Genomic DNA, 19,125 nt, shown 5'->3' with positions numbered 1-19,125 from the left:
GGCGCACCGATCGGCAATGCCCCCACGACCGACCGTAACCAGGTACGTCCCCACGCCCGTCACGCAGACCGGATCGGCGCCGGTCCGTCGCCCCGCGCGTCCGGGAGACACCCCGTGTCCCCCGTCGTCGGCGGGTCGACGTCGCGATTCGGCCGCCCACCGTCGCCCGACTGTCGGCGTCCGACCTCCCCGTTTTGCACCCCGCCCGACGGCGGGCGCTGCCGCGCGCCGTCGGCCCGTCTCGCACCCCCAGGAAAGGTGGCCCGAGATGTCCCGTTCCGCGTTCCCACCCCGCTGGCGGCGGTTGCCCGCCGCGACAGCCGCAGGTGTGGCTCTGCTCCTGCTCGCCGGCCCGGCGACCGCCGTCACCGCCGCACCGTCCGACCGGGAGGCCGACGCCCCGATCGTGCTCGAACGCTCCGCCGACGAGCAGGCCGACGTGGTGGAGGTGACCGTCGACGGCACCGCCCAGCTCGACGCGCTGGTCGCCACCGGCGTCGACCTCGACCACCACGTCACCCCCACCGAGGCGGGCATCGTGGTGCACGCCGTGGTCACCCCGACCGAGGTCGCCGCGCTGAAGCGGATGGGCTACCGGGTCGGCGCCGTGCTGCACGACGCCGCCGACTCCGCGCAGCGGGTCAGCGAGCGGGACGCCACGATCGCCGCCCACCGGGCCGAGAACCGGGCGTACACGGCGACCCTGGAACGCAGCGCCGCCACCTCCGACGTGAAGATCATCCGGGCCGACTACTACACCTCCGGCACCAACCAGGTGCTCTCGGTGGAGGCGAAGTGGGCCCAGGGGCAGACCTCCACCAGCACGTTGACCGTGGCCCGGGACAGCGGCCCCGGCACCGAGATCGGCTCCGGCGGCACCCAGAACATCTCCCGGTTCGTCGACGCCGGGGTCTACCTCTACCACCGGGGCGCCGCCGCCGTCACCGCCCGGCCGCAGCGCATCCAGATCACCAGCCCCACCGGGGACGTGGCGGTCGCCGAGGTCAAGGAGTGGCTGCCGATCCCGGCCGACAGCCCGGAGGGCCCCGGCTACCAGAAGGACTTCGTCACCAGCTACCTCACCCCGACCGAGCTGTACGACCGGATCAAGCGGCTGGCCGACGCCTACCCGCAGCTCGCCGAGGTGGTGAAGCTGCCGTACCAGACCAACGGGTACCGGCGTAAGGCGCAGGTGGTGCTCGGCGGGACCAACGCCACCCGGGTCGCGGTCGACTCGCTCGCCTGGGGGCACGAGGGCGGCAACGACATCACCGTCGAACTGGCCGACCCGGGCGCGGCCGACCGGCCGCTCGCGGTCACGGTGACCGGCAAGGCCATCCGGGTCAGCCTGGCCACCAACGCCGACGGCGCGGTGACCAGCACCGCCGCCCAGGTCGCCGCCGCGCTGACCGCCGAGGCGGGTGCGCTGGTCAAGGCGTACACCTACCGGGGTGACGCCGGTGCCGGGGTGGTCGCGCCGGTCGCGTCGACGCCGCTGTCGGACAACCTCAAGGCCCCGGCGGGGGTCTCCCGCGACCCGCACCCGGTGTACGCCATCCGGATCGGCAAGTACCGGGACGGCTCCCGTACCGGCGTGCTGGCCTACGCGCAGGAACACGCCCGGGAGTGGGTGCCGCCGCTGGTCACCATCGAGACCGCCGAGCGGCTGCTGCGCAACCACGCCACCGACGAGAACACCAAGCAGCTGCTGCGCACCCTGGACATCTGGATCGTGCCGTCGATCAACCCGGACGGCGGGCACTACTCGTTCTACGACTACGCCTCGCAGCGCCGCAACATGACCAACCACTGCGCGCCGGGGGGTGCCACCGACGCGCTGGCCCGCAACTCGTGGGGCGTGGACAACAACCGCAACTACACCGAGTACAGCCTCTTCGACGGCTACTCGGGGGCGTCGGCGAGCTGCACCGGCGACACCTACGCCGGGCCGAGCGAGCTGTCCGAGCCGGAGAACCGCAACGTCGACTGGCTGGCCCAGCGGCCGAACATGAAGTTCTCGATGAACCTGCACTCCTCCGGCAACTACTTCATGTGGTCGCCGGGCGCGTACGCCACCCCGGGCCGGATCTCCGCGCCCCGGCCGACGCTGGCCGAGGAGTCGTTCTTCTGGGGCGCGTCGTCGCGCATCCTCACCGCCATCAAGCGGCACCGCAACATGGCGGTCACCCCGGCGCGGACCGGCCCGATCTCCGACGTGCTGTACTCGGCGGCCGGCAACTCCGGCGACATGCTCTGGTACAAGTACGGCATCTACGCCTGGAACTTCGAGGTCGGCACCAGCTTCCAGCCGACCTGGGAGGAGGCGCACCAGGAGACCATGGAGTTCAGCAACGGCCTGGTCGAGCTGCTGCGGGTGGCCCGGGACTACGACAAGGACAAGAAGCGCCCGACCAGCACCCTGTCGGTCACGCCGAGCCCGACCGAGGGCGCGGTCAGCGTCCGGTTCGACGTCAGCGAGCCGGCGGCGGTGTTCTACACCCTCGACGGCAGCCGGCCGACGTTCGGGTCCACCCTGTACGCCTCGGCGGGCATCCGGGAGGGGGCCGAGACGCTGACCGTCCCGGCCGGCACCAAGATCCACTGGTTCTCGGTGGACGCGGCCGGCAACATCGAACGCAACTACCGGCCGGACGACGACAGTAAGACCTTCAACCGGGGCTGGGCGACCCTGCCCACCGGCTGACGGGCACACCGGCGGGGGCCCGCACCACCGGGCCCCCGCCGGTCGACCGGCTCAGTCCTCGGCCCGCCACCGGTAGAACTCCGTCGCCACCGCGTCCAGCGGGCTGCCCCAGGTGTCCGGGTCGAACGGGCTGATGTACGGGCTGAGATCGTCCATGATCTTGGCGAACGCCGGCTGGTCGTGCCGCTCCTCGACGGCACCGTCGAACGGTTCGCCGACACGCTCCAGCACGTGCAGGTAGACGTCGTCGATCGCGTACAGCCAACGCCCGGTGACCCCCATCATGGCGGGCAGCGGGCCGGCGTCGGACTCGGCGAAGATCTGCGCCACGGTGGGTTCCGCACCCGGCTTGATCCGGGCCACGATGACCGTCCGGCTCGGCTCGCCCCCGGCGGTCGGCGGCTCGGCCGGCGTCCAGGAGTAGAACTCCTTCGCCACCGAGTCCGACGGGTTCTTCCAGTCCCTCGGGTAGGGCGTCACGTACGGGGCGATCTGCTCGGCGATCTGCTGGAAGGCCGGCAGGCCCCGGGTCTGCCCGGTCACCCTCGGGTCCGCGTTCCGCTCGATCAGGTGGATGTAGAGGCCGTGGAAGGACAGCAGGGTCCGCCCGACCACGCCCAGGTCCTGCGGGCGGGTGGTCCGGTCGTAGTACCCGAACACGTCGGCGACGGTCTGCTCGCTGCCCGGCACCATGCGGCAGACGATCACGTTGCGGAAGGTCATCGGAAACTCCTCGGGGATCAGACGGTACGGGTCGGCTCGGTGGGGCGGGGACGGCTGGCCGGCGGGTGCGACACCGGCGGGGCGGAGGCGGCGAACCGGACCGGCAGCTCCAGTAGGCCCCGGAACGGTGACGCCGCCGGCAACCGGCGCAGCTCGGCCGGCGGCACGGCGAGGCGCAACCCGGGCAACCGGCGCAGCAGCGCCGCCAGGCCGATCTGGGCCTCCATCCGGGCCAGCGAGACGCCGAGGCAGTAGTGCACGCCGTGGCCGAAACCCAGGTGCGGGCCACGGACCCGGCGCAGGTCCAGCCGGTCCGGGTCGACGAAGTGCGCCGGATCGTGGTTGGCCGCGTTGAGCACGACACCGACGATCGACCCGGCCGGGATGCGCACCCCGCCGTACTCGACGTCCTCGGTGGCGACCCGGGGACTGGCCACCGGCAGCGGGCCGTCGAAGCGCAGCAGCTCCTCGATCGCCGAGGGCAGCAGCTCCGGGGTGTTCCGCAGCAGGTCGAGCTGGTCGGGATGGGTCAGCAGGGCCACCGTCGCGTTGCCCAGGAAGTCGGCGGTGGTCTGGTGCCCGGCGAACAGCAGCAGGAAGGTGGTGGTGACCAGTTCCGCCTCGGACAGGCTGCCGTCCTGGTCGCAGGCGTCGATCAGCGCGCTGATCATGTCGTCGGCCGGGCCGGCCCGCTTGGCGGCCACCAGCTCCGCCAGGTAGTGGTGCAGCCGCACCTGCGCCTCGCCGACCGCCGCCCGCTCCTGCGCCGGCGGTCGCCGCGACGACCCGGAGGTACGGATCACCTGCGTCCACTCCAGCACCCGCTCCTGGTCGGCCCGGGGCACCCCGAGCAGTTCGCAGATCACCACCATCGGCAGCGGGATCGCGAAGTCGTGCATCAGCTCGGCCCGCCCCTGCGCGACGAACCCGTCGATCAGGTCGTCGACGATCTGCCGTACCCGGGGACGCAGCGCCTCGATCCGGCGGGGCGCGAACGCCTGCGACACCAACCGGCGCAGCCGGGTGTGCTCCGGCGGGTCCGAGTTGAGCATGTTCCGGTTCAGCGCTTCGGAGTTCGGGCCGAATATCTGCAGGTAATGCTGCCCGGGGCCGTAGAGGTCCTTGGACAGCCGGGGGTCGGTCAGCGCCGTACGCGCGTCGTCGAACCGGGTCAGCAGGTACGAGTCGAACCGGGGTGAGCTGACCGGGCAGACCGGCGCGTCCGCGCGCAGCCGGGCGAAGGACGGGTAGGGGTCGGCGGCGAACTGCTCGGTGTAGAGCTGTGCTGCGGGCACCGGCTCGGTCATCTCGTCTCCTCGGGCGCGCTGGGCATGCTGTGCAGCACCTGGTAGGTGTGTCGTTCGGCGGATTCCCGCAGGTCACGTACCACCCGCAGCAGCCGGTCGCGGTGCTCGCTGCGGCCGAAGGCGTCGAGCCGTTCCCGGTCCGCCCAGTCGCTGATGATCAGGTAGCTGCGCGGGTCGTCGGCGTCGCGGACGAGGTCCTGGCGCAGGCACCCGTCGAGCTGCCGGATCTGCTCCGCCGCCGAGAGCCACTCCGCCTCGAACCGCTCCGCGCAGCCCTCCCGGGTACGCATGGCGAGCACCGTGCGCACGGGCGTCATCGCGCACCGCCGAAGACCAGGTGCAGGTTCTTGCGCAGCGCGTCGGCGTCGATCGGCTGGCTGCGGAAGCCGACGTGCCCGTCCGGGCGGACCAGGTACAGGGCGGTGCCGGTCACCCCGTACCGGGTGCGGAACTCGCCCCCGGCGTCGCGCACCACCGGCGGCGCGGACGACCCCGGCTCCCCGGCGTCCGGGCTGAGCAGCAGGTACGCGTCGACCTCACCCCGGGTCAGGGCACGGACGTCGGCGCAGAGCCCCGGCACGGCCGCCACCGCCGCCGGATCGGCCGAAGCGTCGGCGTAGAGCAGCAGGGTGTGCCGGGTGCCGGCGGTCAGGTCGCGCAGCCGCAGCGGATGCCCCACCCCCTGCCGCCGCAACCCACCCAGGTCGGGGGCGCGGTCGCCGGGGCGCGGGCCGGCCAGCAGCCCGTCCGGATCGGTGACGCACTCGCCGACCAGTGGACTGTCGGCGTAGCTGAGCAGCAGGGACATCTCCTGGAGGAACTGCCGTTCCAGGTCGGCGCGGTCCAGTTCGTCGGTGAACGCCAGCCGTACCGCGCGGCCGACGATCTCCTCCCCCTCCGGGCGACGTTCGGCCTCGTAGCTGTCGAGCAGGCCGGGGGCGGCGAGCCCGCGCACCGCCAGCGCCACCTTCCAGGCCAGGTTCCAGGCGTCCTGGATGCCGGTGTTCATCCCCTGTCCCCCGGCCGGTGGGTGCAGGTGCGCCGCGTCACCGGCGACGAAGACCCGGCCGTGGCCGTACCGGTCGACGATGCCGTGGCTGATCCGGAACACCGACGACCAGCGCAGGTTCGCCGCCCGGGTGCCCGGCGGGGCCAACCGGTCCAGCGCGGCCTGCACGTCGTCGAGGGTCGGCTCGGCCAACTCCTCGCTGAACCCGGGCGGGGCGTCCCGGCCGCCGGTCTGGGCGAAGAACCGGGGCGGCGCGAGGGTGGCGATCCGGTACCGGCCCTCGCCGCGCAGCGGCACGCAGACCAGCATGCCGTCCATCCGGCCGTCGGTCTCGTGCAGGAACCGCAGCAGGTGCCCCGGCGGCATGTCCCAGTTCACGTCGACGTCGGCGAGCATGAACAGCTGCGGGAACCGGCCCAAGCCGCCGGAGAACGTCAACCCGAGCAGGTCACGGACCCGGCTGTGCGCGCCGTCGGCGCCGATCAGGTACTGCGCCCGGACGGTGCGGAGGCTGCCGTCGGCGAGGGTGAGGGTGGCCAGCACGCCGTCCGAGCCCTGGGTGAACCCGGTCAGCTCCGCGCCACGCTGCGGCCGGACGCCGAGGGTGGCCAGCCGGTCGGTGAGGATGCGCTCGGTCTCGTACTGGGGCAGGCCCAGGTGCGCGTACGGCAGGCCGGGCAGCTCCCAGCTCATCCGGTGGGTCTGCGTGCCGTTGACGAACACCACGTTGCCGGTGAGCCAGCTGCCGGCGTCCATCGCCTCCCGCACGATGCCCTGCTCTTCCCAGATCTCCATGGTGCGGCAGTGCACCCCGATCGCCTTGTCGGCGTGGGCGGGCGGAGCCACCCGTTTCTCCACCACCCGGCAGTCGATGCCGCGCCGGGCCAGTTCGACGGCGGCGGTCAGCCCGGTCGGCCCCGCCCCGACGATGAGTACGTCCGTTGTCGTGTGCACGTCGGTCTCCCTACCGGTGCTGGTGGCCCGGTCGACGCCGGGACGGGTCGCGAGGTGGAACAGTCGGCGGCGGAAGTCGAGCAGGAACGGCGCGATCGGCCCGGCCTCCTCCCGCGCGTGGGCCGGGTTGGCGACCCAGCGGTGGAACTCCGCCTCGGTACGCCATTCGGCGAAGATGTGGTGGACGTCCGAGTCGGGCTCGCGCAGCAGGTCCTCGCGCAGGTAACCGGGGACACCGGCCATCCGGGCGGTCACCTCGGCGTGCCCCCGGTGGAACTCGGCGAGCCGGTCGGCGGGCACGGTGACCTCGACGTCCACCAGGATCGTCGGGTCCCCGTCCGGCTCGTCCCGCATCACCCGGTGGTCGTCGGCGGTGGCCGGTTCGCACCCGTCACGCAGGGCGGCGGCGAGGCGGGCGGCCACTGGGCCGTCCTCGTAGTCGCGCAGGGCTTCGTCGTCGGCCCACTCGGTGGCGAGCACGAACGTGTGCGGGTCGTTGGCGTCGAGGAACAGCTCCCGACGCAGGTTGCCGGGCAGGGCGCCGAGCTGCGCCGCGGCGGTCCGCCACGCCGACCGGACGTGCTGTTCGGCACCGGGACGCGCGCGGACCCGGAGCATTGTCCTGATCATGGGGTCTCCCTTGACGGCCTGCCCGAGACGAGGTCCCGACCGCCGGTACCCGCACCGGCCGTCGCCGTCCGACCCTGTCGCAGCGCACGTCACCCCGGCGTCACCGGCGGGCCGGGGCGGGTCGCCGCCCGTTGACGCCACCGGGACGACCCGCCGCCCCGGGTCAGGGGCGCACCGCCCCCGCCGGTACGGAACGGGAGGCGAAACCGCGCGGCCGGCGGTCGTCGCCAACGCGGGAGAGCGTCGCGCGGGAGGGCGACACCGCGCGGCCGAGGGTCCCGCCGACGCGGGCCGTCCGGGGATACCGCCGACGCGCCGGGAGGCCGGCGCGCGACCCGGCCCCGACGCCGTCGCACACAGCGCACCGGCGGCACCGTACCGGCGGGCCGGGCTGCCGCCGGGCGGGTCAGGGGCGGCGGTTGCCGCTGCTCGCGCGGACCACGAGCACCGGCTCGACCTGGGGGCGGGGGGTGCCCGCGCCGGTGCCGTCGAAGAGTTCCAGCAGCGCCGCCACGCACCGGCGGCCGACCTCGTCGAAGTCCTGCCGCACGGTGGTCAGCGGCGGGGAGAGGTATTCGGCCTCGGGGATGTCGTCGAAGCCGACCACGCTGACGTCCTCGGGAATCCGCGCTCCCCGCTGGTGCAGGGCGCGCAGCAGGCCGAGCGCCTGGTGGTCGTTGGCGCAGAACACCGCCGTCACGTCGGGGCGTTCGACCAGGGACTGCCCCAGCTCGTAGCCGGCCCGGGGGCTCCAGTCGCCGACGATGACCGGCGGGACGCGGCGGCCCGCCTGCTCCAGGGTCTGCCGCCACCCGTCGACCCGGTCCCGGGCCTCCAGCCAGTCCCGGGGGCCGGCGATGTGCCAGACCGTCTCGTGGCCGAGGTCGAGCAGGTGCCGGACCGCCAGCCGGGCACCGGCCACCTGGTCGACCGAGATGCTGGGCAGCTCACCGCGCTCCCCGCTGGCCTCGACCACCACGGCGGGCACCCCGGTGGGCAGGCCGTGCACGGCGACCGACGCCGTCATCATCGGGGTGATGACGACGACGCCGGCCACCGACTGCTCGGTCAGCGCGTCGATGGCCGAGCGCATCCCGCTACGGTCCAGCCGTTCCAGGGTGACGATGCTGATGCCGTACCCGGCGGCGCGGGCCGCCCGCTCGATGCCCAGCAGCGTGGCCGCCGGCCCGAACAGGATGGTGTCGAAGCTGACCACGCCGATGACCCGGGAACGTCGGCCGGCCAACCCCCGGGCCAGGGCGTTGGGCCGGTAGTTGAGCTGGTGCACGGCACGCAGCACCCGTTCCCGGGTCTCCGGCCGAACGCTCGGGTGGTTGTTGAGCACCCGGGACACGGTCTGGTGCGACACCCCGGCGAGTTGCGCGACGTCGCTCATCACCGCGGCGCGTTCGGGCCGCTGCTGGCCCATGGCGGCTCAGAAACCCCGGGCCAGGCGGTAGTAGGCCTGGTTCCAGCGCAGCTCGTCGGCGAACCGGCGGGGGGTCGTGTCGGCGTCGATGACGACCAGCTCGGTGCTGACCATCTCGGCGAGGTCGTGCAGCTCCTCGACGCCGACGGCCTGGGACAGCACCGTGTGGTGCGGGGCGCCGGCGGTGAGCCAGGCCTCCGCCGACGCGGCGAGGTCCGGCCGGGGCCGCCACACCGCCCGCGCCACCGGCAGCTTCGGCAGCGGGTACGGCGGGGCGACCACGTCGATCTCGTTGGCGACCAGCCGGAACCGCTCCCCCATGTCGGCCAGGCCGAGCACCACGGCCGGGCCGGGCTGGGCGTCGAAGACCAACCGGACCGGGTCCTCCCGGCCGCCGATGCCCAGCGGGTGGATCTCGACATTCGGGGTGGCCGCCGCGATGGTCGGGCAGACCTCCAGCATGTGCGCCCCGAGCACCAGCTCCCGGCCGGGGGTGAGGTCGTAGGTGTAGTCCTCCATGAACGAGGTGCCGCCGGTGGTGCCCACGGACATCGACTTGAGCGTGCGCACCAGCACCGAGGTCTTCCAGTCGCCCTCGCCGCCGAAGCCGTACCCGTCGGCCATCAGCCGCTGCACGGCGAGGCCGGGCAGCTGCCGCAACCCGCCCAGGTCCTCGAAGTTGGTGGTGAAGGCGCGGAACCCGCCGGCGTCGAGGAAGTCGCGCAGCCCCGCCTCGATCCGGGCGGCGTAGCGCAGCGAGTCGTGCCGGTCCCCGCCGGGGCGCAGCGCGTCGACCAGCCGGTAGCTGTCGTCGTACTCCTTGACCAGGTCGTCGATGCGGGCGTCGGCGACCGCGTCGACGGCGTCGACCAGGTCGTTGACCCCGTAGGTGTTCACCGAGACGCCGAAGCGCAGCTCGGCCTCGACCTTGTCGCCCTCGGTCACCGCCACGTCGCGCATGTTGTCGCCGAAGCGGGCCAGCCGCAGCGACCGCATCTCGGCGTGCCCGATCGCGGCCCGGGTCCACGCGCCGATCCGGGCGGCGACCCGGGGGTCGCTCACGTGCCCGGCGACGGTCTTACGGGCGACGCCGAGCCGGGTCTGGACGTACCCGAACTCCCGGTCGCCGTGGGCGGCCTGGTTGAGGTTCATGAAGTCCATGTCGATCTCGGACCAGGGCAGTTCCACGTTGGCCTGGGTGTGCAGGTGCAGCAGCGGGGTGCGCAGCGCATCCAGCCCGGAGATCCACATCTTGGCCGGGGAGAACGTGTGCATCCAGGCGATCACCCCGACCGCGCCCTGCACGGCGGCGTCGCGGCAGACGGCGAGGATCTCGGCGCTGGAGGTCAGCACCGGCTTCCAGACCACCCGGGCCGGGACGGCCGGGTCGGCGTCGAGTCGTTCGGCGATCCGCCGGGACTGCTCGGCCACCTGGCGCAGGGTCTCCGGGCCGTACAGGCCCTGGCTGCCGGTGAGGAACCAGACCTCGGCGACCGGGGATGGGTTGGTCATGGGCGTTGCCTTCCGGTGGGGCTGGCGAGGGTTACTTGGTGCGGATGCCGACGAGGCGTTGGAGCAGGATGAACACGAACAGCAGGCCACCAATGACGATCTTGGTCCACCACGAGTTGAGGGTGCCGTCGAAGGTGATCAACGTCTGGATGATGCTGAGCACCAGCACCCCGAGCAGGGTGCCGAAGATGTAGCCGGACCCGCCGGTGAGCAGGGTGCCGCCGATGACGACCGCGGCGATCACGTCCAGCTCCATGCCCACCGCGATCAGCGGGGCGCCGGACAGGGTGTAGAAGGAGAGCAGGATGCCGCCGATCGCCGAGCAGAGCCCGCTGATCGTGTAGACCGCGATCTTCGTACGGCCCACCGGCAGGCCCATCAGCAGCGCGGACTGCTGGTTGCCGCCGATGGCGTACACGTTGCGGCCCAGCCGGGTGTACGCCAGCACGGCCGCCGCCACGGCCACCACCGCCACCGCGATCAGCGCGCCGACCGAGACGAAGTTCTCGCCGAGGTGGATGCGGTGCTGGGCGGTGCTGGTCCAGAAGCCGTCGGTGATCGGGATCGAGGTGGTGCTGATCCAGGTGCACACGCCCCGGGCGAAGAACATCCCGGCGAGGGTGACGATGAACGGTTGGATGTCGAAGAAGTGGATCACACAGCCCATCGCGAACCCGAGGATCGGGCCGATCAGCAGCGCGATCACCAGCACCAGGGCCGGGTGCAGCCCGTTGCCGAGCAGCGACGCCGACACCATCGCGGTCATCGCCACCACCGACCCGACCGACAGGTCGATCCCGCCGGTGAGGATCACGAAGGTCATCCCGACCGCGACGACCAGCAGGAAGCCGTTGTCGATGAAGACGTTGAAGACGACCTGGATGTTGGAGAACGCGCGGTACTGGGAGACGCCGATGGCGTACATCACCAGCAGCAGGGCTGCGGTGGCGAGCACCGGTACGTGCCGGGGTGGCACCCGCCACCAGGCACGCCCCGGACGGGCGGCCAACGGGGTCGTGGTCATGCCGGAACCTGCTCCTTCTCTGTGCCGACCGGCTCCACCGGAGTCACCGGGACGCTGCGCCGACGGCGGAACCGCGCCCGGAAGGCCGGGGCCTGGATGAGACAGACCACGATCACCACGACCGCCTTGAACAGCAGGGACGTCTGCGGGTCGATGTTCATGGCGTAGACCGAGGTGGTCAGGGTCTGGATGAGCAGCGCGCCGACCACGGTGCCACCGAGGTAGAACCGGCCGCCGGCCAGCGCGGTGCCGCCGATGACCACGGCCAGGATGGCGTCCAGCTCGACCCAGAGACCGACCGCGTTGCCGTCGGCGCTGGAGACGTTCGCCGTCATCATGAACCCGGCGATGGCGGCGCAGGCGGCGCTCACCACGTACACCAGGAAGGTGATCCGGCGGGAGCGGATGCCGGCCAGCCGGCTGGCCTCGGCGTTCCCGCCGACCGACTCGATGATCATGCCGAGTGCGGTACGCCGGGTCAGCACCGCCACCAGCACGGTCACCGCGAGCGCGATGACGATGGCGAACGGCAGGGTCAGCAGGTGCCCCACCCCGATCACCTTGTACGGCCCGCTGTTGATGGTAATGATCTGCCCCTCGGCGATCAGCTGGGCCAGCCCCCGGCCGGCCACCATCAGGATCAGCGTGGCGATGATCGGTTGGATGCCGATGCCGGCGACCAGGATGCCGTTCCAGGCCCCGAGCAGCAGGGCCACCCCGAAGCCGAGCGCCACCGCGGTGAGCACCACGCCCAGGCTGTTCTGGTCGGGCTGCTCACTGATGTAGAGGCAGGCGACCGCGCCGGCGACCGCCGCCACCGCGCCCACCGACAGGTCGATGCCGCCGGTGGCGATGACCAGGGACATGCCCAGGGCGACCAGGATCAGCGGCGCGCTGAGCCGGACGATGTCGATCAGGCTGCCGTAGAGGTGGCCGTTCTTCAGCTCCACCGACAGGAAACTCGGCCGGTAGATCGCGTTCGCCACCAGCAGCAGCACCAGCACCACGAGCGGCCAGAACAGCCGGTGGCCGGTGACGCCCGCAGCGCGGGCCCGTACGGTGCTCATGCCGGCACCGACCCTTCCTGGGAGCTGCCGCTGGCGATGACCTGCATGACGCGGGCGGCATCGAGGGTGTCGTCGTTGGTGAGTTCGGTGACCAGCTGCCGGTCCCGCATGACGGCGACCTTGTGGCTGAGCCGGAGCACCTCCTCCAGCTCGGCGGAGATGAACAGCACCGCCATCCCGCCGTCGGAGAGCTGCGCGACCAGGCGCTGGATCTCGGTCTTGGCGCCGATGTCGATGCCCCGGGTCGGTTCGTCGAGGATCAGCAGCCGGGGCTCGGTGATCAGCCAGCGGGCCAGCAGCACCTTCTGCTGGTTGCCGCCGGACAGGTTGCGTACCGGCATCTCCGGGTCGGCCGGCCGGATGCTCAACGCCTTGATCCAGTGCTGGACCAGTTCGTCCTGCCGGCGGCGGGGCAGCGGGCGCAGCCAGCCCCGGGCCGCCTGCATGGCCAGGATGATGTTCTCCCGCACCGACAGCTCGCCGACCAGTCCCTCGGTGCGGCGGTTCTCGGAGCAGAACGCGATGTCCCGGTCGATGGCGGCCACCGGGTTGCGGATCGTCACCGGGGTGCCGTCCACGGCGAGCCGGCCGGCGTCGGCGCGGTCCGCGCCGAAGAACAGGCGGGCCACCTCGGTACGCCCCGAGCCGAGCAGCCCGGCCAGGCCGACCACCTCGCCCTGGTGGATGGTGAGGCTGAACGGGGCGACGGAACCGGACCGGCCGAGCCCGTCGGCCGCCACCAGCGGGGTGCCCGACTCCAGGGCCGCCCGGTCCTCGCCACTGGTCGCCTCGTCGAGGCGTTCCAGGGCGTCCAGCTCCTTGCCGATCATCTTCTCCACCAGCGCGATCTGCGGCAGTTCGCTGGTCAGGTACTCGCCGACGAGCCGGCCGTTGCGCAGCACGGTGATCCGGTCGGCGATGGCGTAGACCTGGTCGAGGAAGTGGGTGACGAAGATGATCGCGATGCCGTCGTCGCGCAGCTGCCGCATGATCCGCATCAGCTGGGCCACCTCGTCGGCGTCCAGGCTGGAGGTGGGCTCGTCGAGGATCAGCACCCGGGCCTGGATGTCGACGGCGCGGGCGATGGCGACCATCTGCTGCACGGCCAGCGAGTAGTTGCCGAGCAGTTCGGTGACGTCGATGTGCAGGTCGATACGGGCGAGCAGGTCCTTGGCCCGGCGACGCATCTCGCGCCAGTTGACCGCGCCGAGGCGGCGCGGCTCCCGGCCGATGTAGATGTTCTCCGCCACCGACAGGTTGGGCAGGAGGTTGACCTCCTGGTAGACGGTGCTCACCCCGGCGGCGGTGGCCTGCATCGGGCCGGAGAAGGAGACCTCGGCGCCGTCGAGGGTGATGGTGCCGGAATCGGTGCCGTAGACGCCGGTCAGCACTTTGATGAGGGTTGACTTCCCGGCGCCGTTCTCGCCCATCAGGGCGTGCACCTCACCGGGAAAGAGCCGGAGGTCGACGCCGTCGAGGGCGCGGACCCCGGGGAAGATCTTGCTGATCGCGGTCATCGTCAGGACCGGATGCCTCTCCGACATCCCACCGAACCTTTCCTCGGAAGCGGAGGCCGCCGCGCCGAACGCGGCGGCCTCCGGTCGGATCAGTACTTCCGGTTGGGCAGGGCCGCCTTGGCCTGCTCCTGGGTGAAGGTGGTCTCCTCGGTCTCGACCCGGGCCGGGACCTCCTCGCCGGCCTTGACCTTCTTGGCCAGGTCCATCAGCTGCGGGCCGAGCAGCGGGCTGCACTCCGCGATGAAGTTGAACTTGCCGTCGGCCAGCGCCTGCATGCCGTCCTTGACCGCGTCGATGGTGATGATGGTGATGTCCTTGCCGGGCGTCTTGCCCGCCGCGGTGATCGCCTCCAGCGCGCCCAGGCCCATGTCGTCGTTGTGCGCGAAGAGCACGTCGATCTTTGGGTTGGCCTTGAGGAACTGCTCCATGACCTGCTTGCCGCCGGCCCGGGTGAAGTCACCGCTCTGCGAGGCGACGACCTTCAGGTTGGGGTTGGCGGCGATCGCCTCGGCGAAGCCCTTCTTGCGGTCGTTGGCCGGGGCCGAACCGGTGGTGCCCTGCAGCTCGACGATGTTCACCGGACCGCTCGCGGCCGACTTCTCCTTGACCAGCCACTCGCCGGCGAGCCGGCCCTCCTTGACGAAGTCCGAGCCGATGAAGGTCTTGTAGAGGCTCTTGTCGGCCGAGTCCACGGCCCGGTCGGTCAGGATCACCGGGATCTTGGCGTCCTTGGCCTCCTTGAGCACGGTGTCCCAACCCGACTCCACCACCGGCGAGAAGGCGATCACGTCGACCTTCTGCTGGATGAAGTTGCGGATCGCCTTGATCTGGTTCTCCTGCTTGCCCTGCGCGTCGTCGAACTTCAGGTCGTAGCCGGCCTCGGCGGCCGACTCCTTGATCGAGTTGGTGTTCGCCGTGCGCCAGCCGCTCTCCGCACCGACCTGCGAGAAGCCGATGACCAGCTTGCTGTTGCCACCGCCGCTGCTGCCGTCGCTGTCACCGCCGGTGTCGCTGTTGCCGCAGCCGGCGAGTCCGCCGGCCAGCAGACCGACGGCGAGCATCGCGCCGAGGCCGCGCCGGGTGAGGGTAATGCCGGTCTTCGCCATGTGAAGACTCCTTGTACGGGGATGAGGTGGGGGATGGTGCGTGCGCGGAAGGGCCGGCCGGCTCGGCACGCCGGACGGACGGACCTTCCAGGGGTGGTGCATCGGGTTGCGGTGGATCGACCGGTCCGCCGGGGCGGGCCGGTGGCGAGGACGGGCGGTCGGGCGTTACGGCCCCGACTGCCCGTAGACGTTCTGGTAGCGGTCGTAGAGGGAGTCGATGTCGGCCTGGGCCATCGGCACCGGGGTGCCGAGCGTCCGGGCCAGGTGGGCGGTGCGGGCCACGTCCTCGCACATCACGGCGGCCTTCACCGCCGCGCGGGCGTCCCGGCCGATGGTGAACACGCCGTGGTTGCGCATCAGCACCGCCGGTGAGCGGTGCCCGGACAGGGTCGCCACGATGCCCTTGCCGATGTCGTCCCCGCCGATGAGCGCGAACGGACCGACCGGGATCTCGCCGCCGAACTCGTCGGCCTGGGCGGTGAGGTTGCACGGGATCGCCTCGCCGCAGGCGGCCCAGGCGGTGGCGTACCCGCTGTGGGTGTGCACCACGCCGCCGACCTCGGGCATCGCCCGGTAGACGTAGGCGTGGGCGGCGGTGTCGCTGGACGGCGAGAGGTCACCGTCGACCACGACCCCGTCGAGGTCGCAGACGATCATGTTGTCGGGCCGCAGGTCGTCGTAGGAAACCCCGCTCGGCTTGATCACCATCAGCTCCCGGCCGGGCACCCGGGCCGAGACGTTGCCGGCCGTCCAGGCCACCAGGTTGTAGCGCACCAGCTCGCCGTGCAGGGTGGCCACCTGCGCGCGTAGCCGGGCCACCTCGGCGTCGAGGTCGAGGGTCATGCCGGCACCTCCAGGGGGTCGGTGGTCGGTTCGGCGACGGCCGGACGGCGGGCGGCGTTGCGGATCGCCCGCAGCCGCAGCAGCACGTCGTCGCCGCCCCGGCCGAAGTGGTCGTGCAGCCGGCGGTACTCGGCGTAGAGCGCGTCGTAGGCGTCGGCGCGCTCCGGGTCGGGCCGGTAGACCTCACGGTCGACCCGGCCCATCGCCGTCGAGGCGGTCGGCACGTCGGGGTACGCGCCGGCCGCGACCGCCGCGTGGATCGCCGAGCCCAGGGCCGGGCCCTGCGCCGAGCCGATGATGCCCAGCGGACGGCGGGTCACGTCGGCGTAGATCTGCATCAGCAGGCTGTTGCCGGTCAGCCCGCCGGCCACGATCAGCTCGTCGACCGGGACGCCCGCCTCGGCGAAAGCCTCGATGATCATGCGGGTGCCGTACGCGGTGGACTCCAGCAGCGCCCGGTAGACGTCCGGCGGCCGGGTGGCCAGGGTGAGGCCGACGAGCACCCCGCTGAGGTCGTGGTTGACCAGCAGCGAGCGGTTGCCGTTCCACCAGTCCAGGGCGACCAGGCCGTGGGCGCCGACGGGCTGCGCGGCGGCGGCCTCGGTGAGCTCCTCGTGGGAGGCGAATCCGGCGGGGGCGGCGTGCTTGACGTACCAGCCGAAGATGTCGCCGACGCCGCTCTGGCCGGCCTCGTAGCCCCAGGAGCCGGCGCTGATCCCGCCGTCGACCACGCCGCACATGCCGGCCACCTCGGCCCGCTCGGTACCGTTGACCACGTGGCAGGTGGAGGTGCCCATGATGGCGACCAGCCGGCCGGGGGTCAGCGCCTGCGCGGCGGCGGCGGTGACGTGGGCGTCGACGTTGCCGACGGCGACCGCGATCCCCTCCGGCAGCCCGGTCCAGGCGGCGGCCTGCGCGGTGAGCCCGCCGGCCCGTGCGCCGAGCTGCGCCAGCGGCCCGTCGATCTTGGCGACGAAGTCGGCGAAGCCGGGGTTCAACGCGGACAGGTACGCCGGGGACGGGTAGTGGCCGTCCTGGAGCAGCCCCTTGTAGCCGGCGGTGCAGACGTTGCGGGTCTCGACGCCGCACAGCTGCCAGACGATCCAGTCGGCGGCCTCGATCCAGCGCTCGGCGCGGGCGTAGACCTCCGGGTCCTCCTCCAGCAGTTGCAGCCCCTTGGCGTACTGCCACTCGGCGGAGATCTTGCCGCCGTAGCGGCCGATCCAGGACTCGCCCCGGGAGTGGGCCAGCGCGTTGATCCGGTCGGCCTGCGGTTGGGCGGCGTGGTGCTTCCACAGCTTCACCCAGGCGTGCGGGCGGGTACGCAGGTCGGGCAGCTCGCACAGCGGGGTGCCGTCGGCCAGGGTGGGCAGCACGGTGCAGGCGGTGAAGTCGATGCCGATGGCGACCACCTGGGCCGGGTCGACGCCGCTCTCGGCGAGCGCGGCGGGCACCGCCCGGCGCAGCACCTCGCGGTAGTCGTCCGGGTCCTGCAGCGCCCAGTCGGCCGGCAGGGTCCGGCCGTCGACGGCGAGCGTCGTGTCCATCACGCCGTGGCGGTACTCGTGCACCGCCGTGCCCAGCTCGGCGCCGTCGCCGACCCGCACCACCAGCGCCCGACCCGACAGCGTGCCGTAGTCGACGCCGACGACGTACCGGTCCTGCGGCTTCGCGCCTGCATCCATGCCGTTCTCCGTTCAATCGTTGGGGGCAAGTGTTAGCGCTCACATGGAATCCGTCAAGGCGCATCCATGTAACACTGCCGTAACCATCCTGAGCGGCCCCGGCACGGCATCCACGATCACCGCTCCGACCAGCCATCGAGCAGCCGACATACGCCGAACAGGTGAGCGGTCACATCCGTTCGGTCGGGCCGGCCCTTGACACGCCTGCGCGGACGGTTCCAGACTTCGGGGCGACCGCGCGGCGGGCCCGGAGCCGGGCCGGACGGGCGACGACCGGTCCCACCGGCGTCGTCGCGTCCACCTGCCGTGCCCGCGCGACGGACCACGGCCCTCGTCCGCCCGAGACGGACCACACGGCCTTCGTCGCCACCCGGAGGAGGCCGCATGAGGATCGTCGACGCCCGGGTCATCGTGACCTGTCCGGGTCGCAACTTCGTCACCCTGAAGATCGTCACCGACGAGGGGGTCACCGGCGTCGGGGACGCCACCCTCAACGGCCGGGAGCTGGCCGTCGCGTCCTACCTGCGCGACCACGTCGTGCCCCTGCTGATCGGGCGCGACCCGGCCCGGATCGAGGACACCTGGCAGTACCTCTACCAGGGCGCCTACTGGCGACGCGGGCCGGTGACGATGAGCGCGATCGCCGCCGTGGACACCGCCCTGTGGGACATCAAGGGCAAGGTCGCCGGCCTGCCGGTCTACCAGCTGCTCGGCGGCCGGTCCCGGGACGGGGTCACCGTCTACGGGCACGCCAACGGCGAGACCGTCGAGGACGTGCTGGTCGAGGTCGCCCGCTACGTGGACCTCGGCTACCGGGCGGTCCGGGTGCAGTGCGGCGTGCCCGGCCTGCCGAAGACCTACGGGGTCAGCGCCGACAAGCTGTTCTACGAGCCGGCCGACGCGGCCCTGCCCAGCGAGGCCACCTGGTCCACCGCGCGCTACCTGGCGCACGTCCCGACGGTCTTCGCCCGGGTACGCGACGAGTTCGGCCCCACCCTGCGGCTGCTGCACGACGTGCACCACCGGCTCAGCCCGATCGAGGCCGCCCGGCTCGGCAGGAGCCTGGAGCCGTACGCGCTGACCTGGATGGAGGACCCGGTCCCCGCCGAACTGCCGGAGGGGTTCCGGCTGATCCGCCAGCACACCACCACCCCGGTCGCCGTCGGCGAGGTGTTCAACACCATCTGGGACGCCGCCCAGCTCATCCGGGAACAGCTCATCGACTACATCCGCACCACGGTGGTGCACGCCGGTGGCATCACCCACCTGCGGCGCATCTTCGACCTGGCGGCGCTGCACCACGTGCGCAGCGGCTCGCACGGGGCCACCGACCTCTCGCCCGTCTGCATGGCCGCCGCCCTGCACCTGGACATCGCCATCCCCAACTTCGGCCTCCAGGAGTACATGCGGCACACCGACGCCACCGACGAGGTCTTCCCGCACGGCTACCACTACGCCGACGGCTACCTGCACCCGGCGGAGACCCCCGGCCTCGGCGTGGACATCGACGAACAGGCTGCGGCCCGCTACCCGTACGCCCCGGCGTACCTGCCGGTCAACCGGCTGGAGGACGGCACCGTCCACCCCTGGTGAGCCGGGGCGACACCGGGCCGCC

Annotated in this window: 14 protein-coding genes; 2 read left to right on the top strand and 12 right to left on the bottom strand. The window is 72.2% G+C overall.

The window, feature by feature from the left end; all coding sequences use genetic code 11:
• The first annotated feature begins 268 nt into the window (after positions 1 to 268).
• A complete protein-coding gene (locus FJK98_RS15300) occupies positions 269 to 2,704 on the top strand; it encodes a M14 family metallopeptidase (protein ID WP_145919617.1) in 2,436 nt (811 codons plus the stop codon).
• Between the two features lie 51 nt (positions 2,705 to 2,755).
• Here the strand turns inward: FJK98_RS15300 and FJK98_RS15295 are convergent, their stop codons facing one another.
• The 12 genes from FJK98_RS15295 to araB all read right to left on the bottom strand — a co-directional run bounded on the left by FJK98_RS15295 (position 2,756) and on the right by araB (position 17,510).
• A complete protein-coding gene (locus tag FJK98_RS15295; RefSeq protein WP_145919616.1) occupies positions 2,756 to 3,427 on the bottom strand; it encodes a TcmI family type II polyketide cyclase in 672 nt (223 codons plus the stop codon).
• Positions 3,428 to 3,444: 17 nt separating this feature from the next.
• Complete coding sequence (locus FJK98_RS15290; RefSeq protein WP_145919615.1) at positions 3,445 to 4,734, bottom strand: cytochrome P450; 1,290 nt, start codon at positions 4,732 to 4,734, stop codon at positions 3,445 to 3,447.
• Complete coding sequence (locus FJK98_RS15285) at positions 4,731 to 5,051, bottom strand: putative quinol monooxygenase (RefSeq protein WP_088644175.1); 321 nt, start codon at positions 5,049 to 5,051, stop codon at positions 4,731 to 4,733. Before FJK98_RS15285 ends, FJK98_RS15290 begins: the two co-directional genes overlap by 4 nt.
• A complete protein-coding gene (locus FJK98_RS15280; protein ID WP_145919614.1) occupies positions 5,048 to 7,327 on the bottom strand; it encodes an FAD-dependent oxidoreductase in 2,280 nt (759 codons plus the stop codon). The genes FJK98_RS15285 and FJK98_RS15280 overlap by 4 nt, the downstream gene beginning before the upstream one ends.
• Before the next feature lie 406 nt (positions 7,328 to 7,733).
• The gene (locus tag FJK98_RS15275; RefSeq protein ID WP_228543733.1) at positions 7,734 to 8,756 is read right to left on the bottom strand and encodes a LacI family DNA-binding transcriptional regulator; all 1,023 of its coding nucleotides are present in this window, start codon (positions 8,754 to 8,756) and stop codon (positions 7,734 to 7,736) included.
• 6 nt (positions 8,757 to 8,762) lie between these two features.
• Positions 8,763 to 10,268, bottom strand: a complete 1,506-nt coding sequence (gene araA, locus FJK98_RS15270) for an L-arabinose isomerase (protein ID WP_145919613.1) — start codon at positions 10,266 to 10,268, stop codon at positions 8,763 to 8,765.
• 31 nt (positions 10,269 to 10,299) lie between these two features.
• The gene (gene yjfF, locus FJK98_RS15265) at positions 10,300 to 11,292 is read right to left on the bottom strand and encodes a galactofuranose ABC transporter, permease protein YjfF (RefSeq protein WP_145919612.1); all 993 of its coding nucleotides are present in this window, start codon (positions 11,290 to 11,292) and stop codon (positions 10,300 to 10,302) included.
• On the bottom strand, positions 11,289 to 12,359 hold the full coding sequence (locus FJK98_RS15260; protein WP_145919611.1) for an ABC transporter permease: 1,071 nt from the start codon (positions 12,357 to 12,359) through the stop codon (positions 11,289 to 11,291). The genes yjfF and FJK98_RS15260 overlap by 4 nt, the downstream gene beginning before the upstream one ends.
• Entirely contained in the window at positions 12,356 to 13,903 is a 1,548-nt protein-coding gene (locus tag FJK98_RS15255) for a sugar ABC transporter ATP-binding protein (RefSeq protein WP_145919610.1), read from the bottom strand. Before FJK98_RS15255 ends, FJK98_RS15260 begins: the two co-directional genes overlap by 4 nt.
• 62 nt (positions 13,904 to 13,965) lie before the next feature.
• Positions 13,966 to 14,982: an ABC transporter substrate-binding protein gene (locus FJK98_RS15250; protein ID WP_194822365.1), complete on the bottom strand. Its 1,017-nt coding sequence runs from the start codon at positions 14,980 to 14,982 to the stop codon at positions 13,966 to 13,968.
• A 165-nt stretch (positions 14,983 to 15,147) separates the two neighbouring features.
• Positions 15,148 to 15,825: an L-ribulose-5-phosphate 4-epimerase gene (locus tag FJK98_RS15245; RefSeq protein ID WP_145919609.1), complete on the bottom strand. Its 678-nt coding sequence runs from the start codon at positions 15,823 to 15,825 to the stop codon at positions 15,148 to 15,150.
• Positions 15,822 to 17,510 (bottom strand): ribulokinase, encoded by a 1,689-nt coding sequence (gene araB / locus FJK98_RS15240; protein ID WP_145919608.1) that lies wholly within the window; start codon positions 17,508 to 17,510, stop codon positions 15,822 to 15,824. Before araB ends, FJK98_RS15245 begins: the two co-directional genes overlap by 4 nt.
• Before the next feature lie 384 nt (positions 17,511 to 17,894).
• Between araB and manD the strand changes: the two genes are divergently transcribed.
• Positions 17,895 to 19,103, top strand: coding sequence for a D-mannonate dehydratase ManD (manD, locus tag FJK98_RS15235; RefSeq protein ID WP_145919607.1), 1,209 nt, complete (start codon positions 17,895 to 17,897; stop codon positions 19,101 to 19,103).
• Positions 19,104 to 19,125 lie beyond the last annotated feature (22 nt).

Origin of the sequence: Micromonospora sp. HM134, assembly GCF_007833915.1 — a bacterium.
In the GTDB taxonomy this organism is placed as follows: Bacteria; Actinomycetota; Actinomycetes; order Mycobacteriales; family Micromonosporaceae; genus Micromonospora; species Micromonospora wenchangensis.
Note: the sequence above shows the minus strand (reverse complement) of the source record. Positions and strands in the feature narration are given on the sequence as shown.

Bases quoted from the DNA above. Each gene is read 5' to 3' on its own strand.
- araA (WP_145919613.1), bottom strand. From the start codon at position 10,268: ATGACCAACCCATCCCCGGTCGCCGAGGTCTGGTTCCTCACCGGCAGC.
- araB (WP_145919608.1), bottom strand. From the start codon at position 17,510: ATGGATGCAGGCGCGAAGCCGCAGGACCGGTACGTCGTCGGCGTCGAC.
- FJK98_RS15250 (WP_194822365.1), bottom strand. From the start codon at position 14,982: ATGGCGAAGACCGGCATTACCCTCACCCGGCGCGGCCTCGGCGCGATG.
- manD (WP_145919607.1), top strand. From the start codon at position 17,895: ATGAGGATCGTCGACGCCCGGGTCATCGTGACCTGTCCGGGTCGCAAC.
- FJK98_RS15245 (WP_145919609.1), bottom strand. From the start codon at position 15,825: ATGACCCTCGACCTCGACGCCGAGGTGGCCCGGCTACGCGCGCAGGTG.
- FJK98_RS15300 (WP_145919617.1), top strand. From the start codon at position 269: ATGTCCCGTTCCGCGTTCCCACCCCGCTGGCGGCGGTTGCCCGCCGCG.
- FJK98_RS15295 (WP_145919616.1), bottom strand. From the start codon at position 3,427: ATGACCTTCCGCAACGTGATCGTCTGCCGCATGGTGCCGGGCAGCGAG.
- FJK98_RS15280 (WP_145919614.1), bottom strand. From the start codon at position 7,327: ATGATCAGGACAATGCTCCGGGTCCGCGCGCGTCCCGGTGCCGAACAG.
- FJK98_RS15290 (WP_145919615.1), bottom strand. From the start codon at position 4,734: ATGACCGAGCCGGTGCCCGCAGCACAGCTCTACACCGAGCAGTTCGCC.
- FJK98_RS15260 (WP_145919611.1), bottom strand. From the start codon at position 12,359: ATGAGCACCGTACGGGCCCGCGCTGCGGGCGTCACCGGCCACCGGCTG.
- FJK98_RS15255 (WP_145919610.1), bottom strand. From the start codon at position 13,903: ATGTCGGAGAGGCATCCGGTCCTGACGATGACCGCGATCAGCAAGATC.
- yjfF (WP_145919612.1), bottom strand. From the start codon at position 11,292: ATGACCACGACCCCGTTGGCCGCCCGTCCGGGGCGTGCCTGGTGGCGG.
- FJK98_RS15285 (WP_088644175.1), bottom strand. From the start codon at position 5,051: ATGACGCCCGTGCGCACGGTGCTCGCCATGCGTACCCGGGAGGGCTGC.
- FJK98_RS15275 (WP_228543733.1), bottom strand. From the start codon at position 8,756: ATGGGCCAGCAGCGGCCCGAACGCGCCGCGGTGATGAGCGACGTCGCG.